The organism is Shimia sp. SK013, assembly GCF_001292625.1.
In the GTDB taxonomy this organism is placed as follows: domain Bacteria; phylum Pseudomonadota; class Alphaproteobacteria; order Rhodobacterales; family Rhodobacteraceae; genus Shimia.
On record NZ_LAJH01000006.1, the window covers coordinates 1 to 13,749 of the forward strand.

Consider the following 13,749-nt stretch of genomic DNA (forward strand, 5'->3'; position numbering starts at 1 on the left):
AGGCGGGCATTCGTCTGGCAAGGATCACCCGTCATGGCGGCATGGAATGCGGTCGCGGGAATGGATCGAGACAAGAGCGGAGATCAACGATCTGGCGCGAGAGATAAGAGAGATCGAGCGCTTGATTTAGGTAATCGCACGAGCCACTTTAGTTCTTTTTTGGTGCCAAACGACATATTAAGCTTGCGCAAACACCTTTTAGTGCTAAATAGGAATCATCTAACCGGTGGGGTTCGCGCCATCGGATAAGCCGCTCGCAAGGGCGGCTTTTTCATTTATAGAATTGGTGAACACATGACTGCACATCGTGTTTCGGTCTACATCGATGGCTTCAATCTCTATCACGCTCTCGATGATCTTGGCGAAAGTCATCTAAAATGGCTCGACCTTTGGGCGTTGTCCGAAACACTGATCCGACAGAACGAGGCAGTCACTACTGTAAAATACTTCTCAGCGTATGCGACGTGGATGCCGGCTAGCTATCGCCGCCATCAGAGATACGTGGCTGCATTGCAAGCCCGAGGCGTCCAGTTCATTGAAGGCCGCTTCAAAGAAAAGCCGATGCAGTGCAAGAGTTGCAATGTACGCTATAAAGCTCACGAAGAGAAAGAAACCGATGTGAATATCGGCGTTCAGCTTATGGCTGATGGCTTAAAGGATAGGTTCGACCGTGCCCTGGTCATTTCCGCTGACACTGATTTGAATGAGGCTGTGACGCTTACTAAGGCAGAAACAGCAGGCAAACAGATCGACCTGGTAGCCCCTCCAAAGCGCAAGGGGCGAAACTCAGTAGCTTTGTTCGAGGTAACAGTAGGCCGCGTACGGCGCTCTCTACTGCCCCCTCAGATCGTTCTGGAGGACAAAACCATCATCCGACCAATTGAATACGACCCTCCGATAACCTAATCAAACAGCGCACTACCGCACTACCGCGCAATCCTGCCACCTCCGCCATCAGGCCCCTACCTCTGCCGGAACTACCTGCGTGATGCTGGCTTTGCTGGTCTTTGATCCTCAACAAGCCGCTCGGCTCGGTCAAAGTGCTTTCTAAGGTCTTCAAATTGGCTTGCGACAGCGGTCGCGTAATGCGTTACAACTCAATAATGGAATTTGTTAGGGTAGCTAATAGACAACGGCCCGCAAGAGCGGGCCGTTTGGTATAGTTTCACCTGATTAACAGCCACAGGTTGGGCAAGTATATTCGTTGAGCTCTTTGATGAATTCACAGCCAGGGTCGAGAGCGGGTTTGCGGTCTGCAATAGCTATTGTAGCAGTCGCACCAAGCAGCGTCATCGCAACTGCGGCGGTTTGAATAAGATGTTTCATGGCAAAGGTTCCTTTCGGTTTGTTGCCGTGATCCAAACATACGGTCAGAGTGTTGTTGACCAAAGAAGCTAAAGGAAAAGTGTGTTTGTTGAGTCGCCGTTAATATGGCCTTTTGGTCACAGGTCATAGAGATTGACTTGTATATGTAGGGCCATAAAAGTCAGCGACTTAAACTCCAATATCGTAGTATTCCTTCAGTATGCTACGAAAATGTGATCACAAAAAATAGGCGCTGGCAACGGAGCTTGAACCTCCGTCCACCCAGCTCGATCACCGATTTTCGAAAGTTGGGAGTGAGTTTTTCTCGGTCCAACACAAACCGCCGCAAGTTTGGCCATCTGGAACACCTAATTTCCCCAACTCAAGGATGTGCCGTAGTTCGTCCTTCTTGAAAGTCTCAGATGTTTTCGCCGGCCAGCTGGCGGTGAAAGCAGTAGATACAGGCGCAGCGAATAGATGCCTTCGAATGAGAGAACTGCAAGGCGTGACGATGGAACTGAAAAACACTTCTTGTCCCGAACCCGCACTTCGATAGTCTGTCCAAACAAGCGCGTGGAGTTTGGACATGTTTCGAAAGTTATTCGGGTTTAAAAAAGACAATAGCCCGGACGAACCAACAACCAAACCACGGTCTGTTCAACTGGACTCAAACCAACAGGTTCAATTTCTCTCCCTCTTTACTTCACCCGCTGATGTAGCGAAGCGCCTGAACGCCAATCATACGGCCCTTTGGGAAGATAAGTTGGGTGCGCCAGTCTTTGACGTAATTGCCGCTCTGACAGACGCAGAACTACTGCGAGAGGCAACCCTTTCCGAAAAGCTTGAAGCCTCTTTCAAGTTGAGCGAGCTGAAGGAAATGGCTTCTTCTCAAGGTGTGAAAGCGAGCGGTAAAAAAGCAGATATCGCAGAACGGATCGCAAGTAGTTCACGCACTGGCTTTTGCGATGAACTTGGAGGTCGGAACATTTTGATCTGCACCGACAGAGCCCAAGATGCGGTTTCGGAACACAAGGCCGCAAAAAAACTGGACTTAGAGCGAGCTCAATTGCGCACTTTAGAATTATTGCGGGCCCGTAATTTTTCCGAAGCTTGTAATATCGTTTGTCGGTATGAGGAGGCTCAGTTTTATCAACGCGGTATAGGTGTGAATTGGAAATCTGCCGACCAGAGGCTTTTCAAAGAAATTACCATAATTTTCAAAGCGAACCCTGGATTTCACAAGTCCCGTTATGGCGGCGTATCCCAAGCCAGCAGAGAGCTTGCGGCAATGTTTTCCTTGTGGGGAACTGAACGTTTCGGGCGGGTAATATCAGATGAGTTGTTAGACAATAACGACAAAAACAGAGTACTCGCCGCGCGTATGCTTTTGTTCTTTGCCCGCAACAAACTGCAAGTCGATCAGGCCAAGAGATTGTCACAAGGTTATCGGTTTGAAGTTTTGAAGGTCAAGGATCGAAACTCGACCTGTCTCGCCTGTCGAAGCGATGACGGGCACCTTTATGATTTGGATAATGTTCCCGAGTTGCCGCACCCTGACTGCAATTGCGAAGTAGGTTGCAGGTGCAATGCGGTGCTGGTGCCGCCCAGCAACCGCTAGAGCTTGGCCTAGATCGAAAATGAACCGAAAGGGCAGAACTGCGAGGGCACTGAAACTTTCTTAACAATTCAGAAGGTCGCTTTCACCAACAGCGATAAGGGGGATATTTAGGGGGATACAAAAACTCGAAAATCCACCAACGCATTGATAAGAAATGGGATTTATGGATAATATGGTGCCCAGAAGAGGACTCGAACCTCCACGTCCATACGGACACTAGCACCTGAAGCTAGCGCGTCTACCAATTCCGCCATCTGGGCACGGGTTGGTGAAGCAGGCATTTAGTCCTGTGGGCGGGGGGTGTCAACGCGATTCGATGGAAATTCCCAAATTTGTTCAACCTCTCTGTGCCGGCCCAACGTAAAGGTACAAAGTCGTGATGAAAAACCTGGGGTTTCATGTCGCGGTCTGGCCTTGCGACTTGTTCCGGAGCGCGCGGGGGGCTATTGCATCAGACACGACACCAGCGGAGGCGAGCCATGTCGAAACTTGTCACTATTTACGGCGGGTCCGGATTTGTCGGACGCCACATAGCACAGCGTATGGCCAAAGAAGGCTGGCGTGTGCGTGTCGCAGTGCGCCGTCCGAATGAGGCGATGTTCGTAAAACCTTATGGGTCGGTCGGACAAGTGGAGCCGGTATTCTGCAATGTGCGGGATGATGCGTCTGTGGCCGGTGTTATGGCCGGGGCTGATGCGGTAGTGAACTGTGTTGGCATTCTGTCGGATCGGGGCAAGAATACTTTTGATGCGGTGCAGCATGAGGGTGCCGAGCGCATCGCGCGCATCGCGTCCGAGCAAGGTGTGGCGACGATGGTGCATCTGTCGGCAATTGCCGACACCGAGACGGAAAGTGATTACGCAACCTCAAAGGCGCTGGGCGAAGAGGGTGTGATTCAACACATGCCGAACGCAATGATTTTGCGGCCTTCTGTGATCTTTGGGCAGGACGACGGCTTCTTTAACCGTTTTGCGTCGATGTCGCGCATGGGTCCGATGTTGCCGATCATTGGGGGCGAAACCAAGTTCCAGCCGGTGTTCGTCGATGATGTGGCGCAGGCTGCTGTCATGGGCATTTTGGGTCAGGCCGAGGGTGTTTATGAGCTTGGTGGTCCTGAGGTGAAGACGCTGCGAGGCTGGATTGGTGAGATGCTTGAGGTCGTACAGCGCAAGCGCATTGTAATGAACTTGCCGTTCTGGCTGGGCCGGGTGATGGCCTTTGGTTTTGGCTTGATGCAGACCGTAACCTTTGGCTTGGTGCACAACTCGGTGCTGACTAAGGATCAGGTGAGGCTGTTGAAGATAGACAATGTTGTGTCCGAGGGTGCGAAAGGGTTTGACGATCTGGGTATTCGCCCGCTGGCACCCGAGACTATTTTGCCGGACTATTTGTGGCGCTACCGCCCGTCCGGTCAGTATGACGCAATCAAGGATTCAGCGCGAAATATGAAGATCTGATTGCGCGACATTAGAGATATAGAGGCGGGTCCAGGTGGCCCGCCTTTTTTGTTAGCTGTACGCGATAACTAGCAGTGTTGCGCCAAGGATCACGCGGTAGATGACGTAGGGTGTGAAACTGACGGATTTCAACAGGCGCATCATCAGGGTCAGTGCAAGTAGGGCTGCAAAGAAAGAAAAGACCGCAGCCAGAGCCATATCGCGCAACATTGCGACATCGGCTTGGGTTGCGACGTCCAAACCGAGCAAGGTGCCGCTGGCAAAGATGGTCGGGATCGACATCAGCATGGCAATCTTAGCGGCGTCAGAGCGTTCATATCCAAGAAAGCGCGCGCCGGTGATCGTTATACCCGACCGTGAGGTTCCGGGGATCAGAGCAACGGCCTGCCAAACACCGAGCAGCCAGGCGTCTTTGGTGGACCAGTCCGCTTCGGTTTTTGTGCTGGCGCCTTTTTGGTCTGCCCACCAGAGCACGAGTCCGAAACCCAGCATGGTCCAGCCAATCAGTGCAACAGACCGCATTGCGTCGTTGAGGCCTGTGACCTTTAGGAAAAGCCCTGCGATTATCACCGGGATTGTCGCGACGATCAGCAGATAGGCGAGTTTACTACCGGGCGTGTCGCGCTTTCCGGTCAGGGCGCGTGGCAGGCCAAGGATGGCAAGGCGGACGTCGGACCAGAAATAGAGGATCACTGCGCCCAGTGTGCCTACGTGGGCAGCGACGTCGATGGCCAGTCCCTGATCGTCAAGCCCAACCAGATTCGGCAGCAAAATCAGATGGCCCGAGGAGCTTATCGGAAGAAATTCTGTGATGCCCTGGATGACGGCGACCAAAAGAATGTGAAAGATTGGCATGGCCATCAGGTTCCTTGCATTGATACACAACGTATAAGTGCCCAATTTTTCAAAGGAAATATGCATTTTAGATCCGACTCGGACCTAAAAAACCGGATTGATCACCAAAATTGACCCCATGCCACATAAAAAACTGATATATACGTCAGTATGACTGACTTTTATATCCTTTCCGAACTCTTTACAGACACATTCTGACGGAAAAGCAGGAGGCAGCGACGTGGCTAAGCAACCGATGTTGAAATTTGTATCTGTGGAACGTGACATGCCGGTGAAGCGGGATGCCAGCGTGCGCAAAGAAGATTTCAATGAAATCTATGCGGAGTTCGCCAAGGCCAAGGCCGAGGAGCAGTCAAGCCGGTGCAGCCAATGTGGTGTGCCGTATTGCCAAAGCCATTGCCCGTTGCACAACAATATCCCTGATTGGCTGCGCCTGACGGCGACGGGTCGGTTGGAAGAAGCCTATGCTGTCAGCCAAGCCACCAACACCTTTCCGGAAATCTGTGGCCGTATCTGCCCGCAGGACCGTCTGTGTGAAGGCAACTGCGTGATTGAACAGTCCGGCCACGGCACTGTGACCATCGGCTCGGTTGAGAAATACATCACCGATACCGCGTGGGAAAAGGGGTGGGTCAAACCCGCGTCTCCGAGCCAAGAGCGCGCTGAAAGCGTTGGCATCATCGGGGCGGGTCCTGGTGGTCTGGCCGCCGCAGATCGCCTGCGTCGCGCGGGCATTCAGGTGACGATATATGACCGTTATGACCGCGCTGGCGGCTTGCTGACCTATGGCATTCCCGGCTTCAAGTTGGAGAAAGACGTGGTCATGCGTCGCAACCAGCTGCTGGCTGACGGTGGTGTGACCTTCAAGATGAACTGTGAAATTGGCACAGACATCTCTTTTGCTGAAATCCGCGCTGCGCATAACGCGGTGATTATCGCGACTGGTGTCTATAAAAGCCGTGATTTGCAAGGGCCGGGCGCCGGTGCCAAGGGCATCGTAAAGGCGATTGATTATCTGACGGCGTCCAACCGTCAGGACTTTGGCGACAGCGTGCCGGAGATCGAAAGCGGTGAGCTGAATGCCGAGGGCAAGAAGGTTGTTGTGATCGGTGGCGGCGACACCGCGATGGATTGTGTGCGCACAGCGATCCGCCAAGGCGCTGACAGCGTGAAATGTCTGTATCGCCGCGACAAGGCCAACATGCCCGGCTCGCAGCGTGAAACGCAGAACGCCGAAGAAGAAGGTGTGGAATTTGTCTGGCTGAGCGCGCCCAAAGGGTTCACCGGCGGCGACGCCGTAGAAGGTGTGATGGTGCAGAAGATGCGTTTGGGTCAGCCCGATGCGTCGGGCCGTCAAAGCCCCGAAGTGATCGAAGGCGCGGATTATGTCGAAGAAGCCGATCTGGTGATCAAGGCGCTGGGCTTCTCTCCTGAAGATCTGCCGACCCTTTGGGACGAACCTGAGCTGGGAGTGACCCGTTGGGGCACTGTAAAGGCGCAGTTCACCACGGGTGCGACGGACCTAGAGGGCGTTTATGCGGTGGGTGACATCGTGCGCGGCGCATCGCTTGTGGTTTGGGCCATCAAAGACGGCCGCGATTGCGCCGATGCGATTGTTGAAAAGCTGGGCGTTCCGACGGCTGTGGCCGCCGAATAAGGCACTCGGCATCGCGTCGGTATTGCGTCTGTATCGCGACAGTGCCGATGCACGCCCCCAAAACACGAAACGTCAGAACAGCTGACCAAGATGATGAAAAGGTAAATGGCATGGTAACCCGAAGCGGACATTGCATGTGTGGCGCGGTGACTTTCACCGCGACCGACGTGTCGTCCGAATTCGGGGCCTGTTATTGCGAGATGTGCCGCCGTTGGAATGGCGACCGTTTTGTCGGGGTGCATGTGCCGATTGCCGCGATGCAGATAAACGGCGCGAACCAGATATCTACTCACAAAAGTTCGGATTGGGCCGCGCGGTCGTTCTGCAAAGCCTGCGGATCGAACCTTTGGTATCGTCTGACCGATGGGCCTGATGCTGGGAACTACTCTGTGGCGCTGGGCCTGTTTGACGATGTGAGTGGCATGAAGCTGGCGCGGGAGTTTTTCGTGGACCGCAAGGATTGTCTGTTCGACCTGCCGGAAGGGCGGATCCAGATGACCACGGCAGAGATTAACGCGAAATATGGTTTGTCTGAGGAGGCACCATGAAAAAATCACTTTCTGCCATAATCGGGCTAATCACCGCAACTTCTGCGATGAGCGCTGATGTGTCCGTTGGGGATGTTTTTCTTTGCACCTCTGAACATGACCTTCCACCCGTGGCTGCCTTGGTGGGCAAATTGGAGACTTGGGGCGATCTAGAGATCGGCGGCGAGGTTGAGAATAAGATCATCGCGCATCTTCAACTGACCGGCATTTCCGAAACTCAGGAATTGCCAACAGTGTTTCATAGTCCGTTCGCTTTGGAGGCGATTGCGCCTTGCTTGGCCGAGCGGATTGATCAAGGAAAGCAACCGCAAGATCCATTTCTTGGCGGTCGTGACGAGTGGCTTACGGCCGTTCGAAAATCAGAAGCTGGGGTCTTCTCGATCAGTCCCGCGCAAGCGTATTGGATGATCTTGGGGGTCGTGGACCAGAATGGAGGGTTCAACCAATGACCAAGTATGACGACAACTGGGTGCGCGAAGAAGAAGCCAAGCGCAAGTTCATGGCCGAGAACGGTCTGTATGAAGAGAGCGAGGAGCACTCGTCTTGTGGCGTGGGCCTTGTGGTCAGCATTGATGGCAAACCCAGCCGCAAAGTGGTTGAGGCGGGCATTACTGCGCTGAAGGCGATCTGGCACCGTGGTGCTGTGGATGCGGACGGCATGACCGGCGATGGTGCGGGTATTCATGTGCAAATTCCGGTCAACTTTTTCTATGATCAGATCAAGCGCACGGGCCATGAGCCGATCAAAGACGAGCTGATGGCTGTGGGTCAGGTGTTCCTGCCGCGCACCGATCATGGTGCGCAGGAAAGCTGTCGCACGATTGTGGAAACCGAAGTTCTGAAGATGGGCTATCGCATCTATGGCTGGCGCCACGTGCCGGTGGATGTGACCTGTCTGGGCGAAAAGGCCAACGCGACGCGGCCCGAGATCGAGCAGATCCTGATCACCAATTCCAAAGGTGTCGATGAGGAGACGTTTGAGCGCGAACTGTATGTGATCCGTCGCCGTATCGAGAAAGCCGCGTTGGCGGCAAACATCAACGGGCTTTATATCGCGTCGTTGTCGTGCCGCTCGATCATTTACAAAGGCATGATGTTGGCCGAGCAGGTGGCGGTGTTCTATCCCGACCTGCTGGACGAACGTTTTGAAAGTGCGTTTGCGCTGTATCACCAGCGGTATTCGACCAACACTTTCCCGCAGTGGTGGCTGGCACAGCCGTTCCGCATGTTGGCCCACAACGGTGAGATCAACACGCTCAGGGGCAACCTGAACTGGATGAAAAGCCACGAGATCCGCATGGCGTCGGCCTCGTTTGGCGATCACGCCGAAGACATCAAGCCGATCGTGCCAGGTGGCGCGTCGGATTCCGCGGCTTTGGACGGTGTGTTTGAGGTTCTGGTGCGCGCTGGGCGCTCTGCTCCGATGGCAAAAACCATGCTGGTGCCCGAGAGCTGGTCCAAGCAGGCAGTTGAGCTGCCGCAGTCGTGGCGCGACATGTATTCCTATTGCAACTCGGTGATGGAGCCATGGGACGGTCCGGCCGCCTTGGCGATGACCGATGGTCGTTGGGTGTGTGCGGGTCTGGACCGCAACGGCCTGCGCCCGATGCGCTATGTTGTGACGGGCGACGGGTTGCTGATTTCCGGTTCGGAGGCCGGAATGGTGCCGATTGACGAGGCAACGGTTGTTGAAAAGGGTGCGCTTGGTCCCGGTCAGTTGCTGGCTGTGGATATGAAAGAGGGCAAGCTCTATCACGACACAGAGATCAAGGATAAACTGGCGGGCGCACGTCCGTTTGGCGAGTGGGTTGGCAAGATCCGCGATTTGGCCGGCGAGCTGCAAAGCGTGACCGAGACCGCAACGTTTGCCGGCGAAGATTTGCGGCAGCGACAAATCGCGGCCGGGTATTCGATGGAAGAGGTCGAGCAGATCCTTGCGCCGATGGCTGAGGATGGCAAAGAGGCGCTGGCGTCGATGGGGGATGACACCCCGAGCGCGGTTCTGTCCAAGCTTTACCGCCCGCTGAGCCACTTCTTCCGCCAGAACTTTTCTCAGGTGACAAACCCGCCAATCGACAGTTTGCGTGAATACCGCGTGATGAGCCTGAAGACGCGGTTCGGCAATTTGAAGAACGTGCTGGGCGAAGACGGCAGCCAGACCGAGATTGTCATGCTGGAAAGCCCGTTTGTGGCCAACAAGCAGTTCGACATGCTGCTGGAAGCGTTTGACGACACGGTTGTGCGGATTGAATGTACTTTTGATGCGGGTGAAGGCGCGTTGCAGGCGGGTCTGGAGCGTATTCGCGCGGAAGCCGAAGACGCTGTGCGGTCCGGTGCCGGGCATATCGTGCTGAGCGACGAAGCGCAGGGGGCCGACAAAGTTGCCATGCCGATGATCCTCGCGACCAGCGCAGTGCACAGCCACCTGACACGCAAAGGTCTGCGGACTTTCTGTTCGCTGAACGTGCGCTCCGCAGAATGTATCGACCCGCATTACTTTGCTGTGCTGATCGGCGCAGGCGCCACGGTGGTGAACGCCTATCTGGCGGAAGACACGCTGGCAGATCGCATTGCGCGCAATCTGGCGGATGGCACTTTGACCGAGAACATGGCGCGCTATCGCGAAGCCATCGACCAAGGTCTTCTCAAGATCATGGCGAAGATGGGCATCTCGGTGATCTCGTCTTATCGCGGTGGTCTGAACTTTGAAGCTGTGGGTTTGAGCCGCGCGATGTGTGCGGAATATTTCCCCGGCATGACCAGCCGGATTTCCGGCATTGGCGTCAGCGGCATCCAACGCAAGGCCGAGCAGATCCACGCCAAAGGCTTCCTGAGTGGCACAGACGTGTTGCCCGTTGGTGGGTTCTACAAAGCGCGTAAGTCGGGTGAGACCCACGCGTGGGGCGCACAGTCGATGCACATGCTGCAAGCGGCCTGTAACCGCGCGAGCTATGAGCTGTGGAAACAGTATAGCGCCAAGATGCGGGCCAACCCGCCCATCCATTTGCGCGACCTGCTGGACATCAAGGCGATTGGCAAACCGATCCCGATTGAAGAAGTTGAAAGCATCACCGCGATCCGCAAGCGGTTCGTAACGCCGGGCATGTCGTTGGGGGCGTTGTCGCCTGAGGCGCACAAGACACTCAACGTGGCGATGAACCGGATCGGTGCCAAGTCGGATTCCGGTGAGGGCGGCGAAGATCCGGCGCACTTTGTGCCGGAGCCAAATGGCGACAACCCGTCAGCAAAAATCAAGCAGGTGGCGTCGGGTCGTTTTGGCGTGACAGCCGAATATCTGAACCAGTGTGAAGAGCTGGAAATCAAAGTTGCACAGGGCGCCAAGCCCGGTGAGGGCGGCCAGTTGCCGGGTATGAAGGTCACCGACCTGATTGCGCGTCTGCGCCACTCGACCAAAGGTGTGACGCTGATTTCGCCTCCGCCGCACCACGACATTTACTCGATCGAGGATTTGGCGCAGCTGATCTATGATCTCAAGCAGATCAACCCGCGCTGTAAGGTGACGGTGAAGCTGGTGGCGTCTAGCGGCGTCGGCACAATTGCTGCCGGTGTGGCGAAAGCCAAAGCCGACATCATCCTGATCTCGGGCCACAATGGCGGCACCGGTGCATCGCCTGCGACGTCGATCAAATACTGTGGTCTGCCGTGGGAAATGGGTCTGACCGAAGCGCATCAGGTTCTGGCGATGAACAAGCTGCGCGAGCGGGTGACTTTGCGGACCGACGGTGGTTTGCGTACAGGTCGTGACATTGTCATGGCGGCGATGATGGGTGCCGAGGAATACGGCATCGGCACCGCGGCGTTGATCGCGATGGGCTGTATCATGGTGCGTCAGTGCCAGTCCAACACTTGCCCGGTTGGTGTGTGTACACAGGACGAAGACCTGCGTGCGAAATACACCGGATCTGCGGACAAAGTGGTCAACCTGATCACCTTCTATGCGCAGGAAGTGCGTGAGATTCTGGCCAGCATCGGGGCGCGTAGCCTTGGGGACGTCATTGGTCGCGCGGACCTGTTGGCGCAGGTTAGCCGTGGGTCGGCGCATCTGGATGATCTGGATCTCAACCCGCTGTTGATCACCGTCGATGGCGCGCATGACATCGTTTATAATCGCGACAAAGACCGCAACTATGTGCCTGATACGCTGGATGCGGAAATCGTGCGGGACGCGGCGCGGTTCCTTGAGGACGGCGAGAAGATGCAATTGTCGTATGCGGTGCAGAACACGCACCGGACCGTGGGCACACGCACCTCGAGCCATATCGTGCGCAACTTTGGTATGCGCAATGCGCTGCAGGATGATCACCTGACGGTCAAGCTGACCGGGTCTGCGGGTCAGTCGTTGGGTGCGTTTGCGGCGCCTGGTCTGAAGATTGAAGTGTCGGGTGATGCCAACGATTACGTCGGCAAAGGCTTGTCGGGCGGCACCGTGGTGGTGCGTCCGCCAATGGCAAGTCCGCTTACGGCGGCTGATAACACGATCATCGGCAACACCGTGCTTTATGGTGCAACCGATGGCCATCTGTTTGCGGCCGGTCGCGCAGGGGAACGGTTCGCTGTTCGAAACTCTGGTGCGAAGGTTGTGATTGAGGGCTGTGGCGCCTGTGGGTGTGAATACATGACTGGCGGTATTGCCGTGATCCTTGGTGAGGTCGGCGCGAACTTTGGCGCGGGTATGACCGGCGGCATGGCTTATCTGTATGATCCCGATGGCAAAGCCGAAAACGTCATGAACATGGAAACCTTGGTGACCTGTCCAGTGACGGTTAAGCACTGGGAAGATCAGCTGAAAGGTTTGGTGGAGCGCCATGTGGCAGAGACCGGCAGTCGCAAGGCTGCGGATATCCTGCAGCACTGGGACATGGAGAAGGGCAACTTCCTTCAGGTTTGCCCCAAAGAGATGCTGGTGCATATTCCTCATCCGCTGACCAACGAAAGCGCGGCGGTTCCGGCGGAATGAGGCTGCAATAGAGACTTAAAATCCCCCGTTGGTGACAACCGGCGGGGGTTTTTGTTTGCGTTTTCAGCTTTGGGCGGTACACCGCCCGCTGTTATCTGAAGTCTCGCCGTGACGCGGGAATTGATTTAGAACCATCAATATCAACTTGGCTGCGGAGTGGAGTTTCATGCGATTTATTAAACCGATGTTGGGTTTGATACTGTTGGTGCAGGCAAGCGCCTCGCGTGCGGGGGATTGCGGATATGAGGCATGCTGGGGCGCAGTGGCGATTGGGCCAAACGGTGCTTGGGGCTATTCTCACAGCCAACAGAGCGAAAGCGAAGCGCGGCTTTCGGTGCGCAGTGCCTGTGAGGACGATTGCAACGTGATCGAGACGTTTTACAACGCCTGTGGCGTCCTGGCAGAAGCCAGCAATGGCGGCTGGGGTTTTGGAACGGCTGACACAACTGCGCGGGCAGCGGAAACCGCACTAGAATACTGCGATGGCTATGGGTCGAACTGTGAGGTTCGGGTTTGGGTGTGCTCGAAGTGAGCGAGGAGGCTTGCGAGCGCGGGTAGGACGCTTTACTTCCTTTCCTTGAGAGCGGCAGCGGGCGTCCATGGCAAAGAAGTCAAAGAAAAAGCAGAAGAAACCCGAGCCACGTTGGTTGCGACGGCGGTGGTTGAAGGCGCGGTATTGGCTGCGCCGTGCGGCGGTTTGGGGTGTCTCTTTGACGTTTTTGGCCGTGGTGTTCTTTGCGATTGTGAACCCGCCAATCACCTGGACGATGCTTAGCGAAAAGCGCCGCGTGGGGCATCTGGATCATCAATGGACCCCGATGGAGCAGATCGCACCGGTGATGGCGCGGTCTGTCGTGGCGGCAGAAGATGCCAATTTCTGTCTACACTGGGGGTTTGACGTGGCCGCGATCCGGGACGCAATCGAGGATGGCGGCGGGCGCGGGGCATCGACCCTGACACAGCAAACGGTCAAGAACGTCTATCTGTGGCAAGGGCGCAGTTATGTCCGCAAGGCGCTGGAGGCGGTGTTGACGCCTTTGGTGGAAATCGGCTGGTCCAAGCGGCGAATTCTTGAGGTCTATCTTAACATTGCCGAATTTGACGAAGGTGTTTTTGGTGTCGAGGCGGCGGCGCGGCATTACTTTGGCGTGGGGCCTGAGAGTTTGAGCGCCACACAGGCGGCGCGGTTGGCGGCGGTGTTGCCCAATCCGAAAGCCAGATCCGCGAGCCAGCCAACGGCGCGGTTGCGTCGACGGGCGGCAGCGATCATGGATGGAGCCGAAACCATACGCGGGGAGTCGCGCGACGCTTGTTTTGCGGATTGAATTACC

General features: G+C 55.7%; 11 protein-coding genes and 1 tRNA gene. 9 read left to right on the forward strand and 3 right to left on the reverse strand.

From position 1 onward, the window contains the following. Positions 1 to 294: 294 nt before the first annotated feature. Positions 295 to 906 carry an NYN domain-containing protein gene (locus SHIM_RS01500; protein ID WP_054000866.1) on the forward strand — a complete coding sequence of 204 codons (612 nt, stop codon included), beginning with the start codon at positions 295 to 297 and terminating at the stop codon, positions 904 to 906. A 267-nt stretch (positions 907 to 1,173) separates the two neighbouring features. On the opposite strand, the gene SHIM_RS20305 is transcribed toward SHIM_RS01500, so the two are convergent. After that, on the reverse strand, positions 1,174 to 1,326 hold the full coding sequence (locus tag SHIM_RS20305; RefSeq protein WP_193749846.1) for a hypothetical protein: 153 nt from the start codon (positions 1,324 to 1,326) through the stop codon (positions 1,174 to 1,176). Positions 1,327 to 1,891: 565 nt separating this feature from the next. On the opposite strand from SHIM_RS20305, the gene SHIM_RS01510 reads away from it, so the two are divergent. Continuing rightward, complete coding sequence (locus tag SHIM_RS01510) at positions 1,892 to 2,923, forward strand: SAP domain-containing protein (protein ID WP_054000868.1); 1,032 nt, start codon at positions 1,892 to 1,894, stop codon at positions 2,921 to 2,923. Positions 2,924 to 3,096: 173 nt separating this feature from the next. Here SHIM_RS01510 and SHIM_RS01515 read toward each other — a convergent pair. Beyond that, positions 3,097 to 3,183, reverse strand: a tRNA-Leu gene (locus SHIM_RS01515). Between the two features lie 219 nt (positions 3,184 to 3,402). On the opposite strand from SHIM_RS01515, the gene SHIM_RS01520 reads away from it, so the two are divergent. After that, positions 3,403 to 4,380 carry a complex I NDUFA9 subunit family protein gene (locus SHIM_RS01520; RefSeq protein ID WP_054000869.1) on the forward strand — a complete coding sequence of 326 codons (978 nt, stop codon included), beginning with the start codon at positions 3,403 to 3,405 and terminating at the stop codon, positions 4,378 to 4,380. Between the two features lie 51 nt (positions 4,381 to 4,431). On the opposite strand, the gene SHIM_RS01525 is transcribed toward SHIM_RS01520, so the two are convergent. Further along, on the reverse strand, positions 4,432 to 5,235 hold the full coding sequence (locus SHIM_RS01525) for an undecaprenyl-diphosphate phosphatase (protein ID WP_054000940.1): 804 nt from the start codon (positions 5,233 to 5,235) through the stop codon (positions 4,432 to 4,434). A 220-nt stretch (positions 5,236 to 5,455) separates the two neighbouring features. Here SHIM_RS01525 and SHIM_RS01530 point away from each other — a divergent pair, with 220 nt between their 5' ends. The 6 genes from SHIM_RS01530 to mtgA all read left to right on the forward strand — a co-directional run bounded on the left by SHIM_RS01530 (position 5,456) and on the right by mtgA (position 13,743). Beyond that, positions 5,456 to 6,892 carry an NAD(P)-dependent oxidoreductase gene (locus SHIM_RS01530; RefSeq protein ID WP_054000870.1) on the forward strand — a complete coding sequence of 479 codons (1,437 nt, stop codon included), beginning with the start codon at positions 5,456 to 5,458 and terminating at the stop codon, positions 6,890 to 6,892. Between the two features lie 110 nt (positions 6,893 to 7,002). Beyond that, on the forward strand, positions 7,003 to 7,440 hold the full coding sequence (locus tag SHIM_RS01535; RefSeq protein ID WP_193749847.1) for a GFA family protein: 438 nt from the start codon (positions 7,003 to 7,005) through the stop codon (positions 7,438 to 7,440). Continuing rightward, positions 7,437 to 7,889, forward strand: coding sequence for a hypothetical protein (locus tag SHIM_RS01540; protein ID WP_054000872.1), 453 nt, complete (start codon positions 7,437 to 7,439; stop codon positions 7,887 to 7,889). Before SHIM_RS01535 ends, SHIM_RS01540 begins: the two co-directional genes overlap by 4 nt. After that, a complete protein-coding gene (gene gltB, locus SHIM_RS01545; RefSeq protein ID WP_054000873.1) occupies positions 7,886 to 12,418 on the forward strand; it encodes a glutamate synthase large subunit in 4,533 nt (1,510 codons plus the stop codon). Before SHIM_RS01540 ends, gltB begins: the two co-directional genes overlap by 4 nt. Before the next feature lie 166 nt (positions 12,419 to 12,584). After that, on the forward strand, positions 12,585 to 12,950 hold the full coding sequence (locus tag SHIM_RS01550) for a DUF4189 domain-containing protein (RefSeq protein WP_054000874.1): 366 nt from the start codon (positions 12,585 to 12,587) through the stop codon (positions 12,948 to 12,950). Positions 12,951 to 13,017: 67 nt separating this feature from the next. After that, positions 13,018 to 13,743 carry a monofunctional biosynthetic peptidoglycan transglycosylase gene (gene mtgA / locus SHIM_RS01555; protein ID WP_054000875.1) on the forward strand — a complete coding sequence of 242 codons (726 nt, stop codon included), beginning with the start codon at positions 13,018 to 13,020 and terminating at the stop codon, positions 13,741 to 13,743. Positions 13,744 to 13,749: the final 6 nt, after the last annotated feature.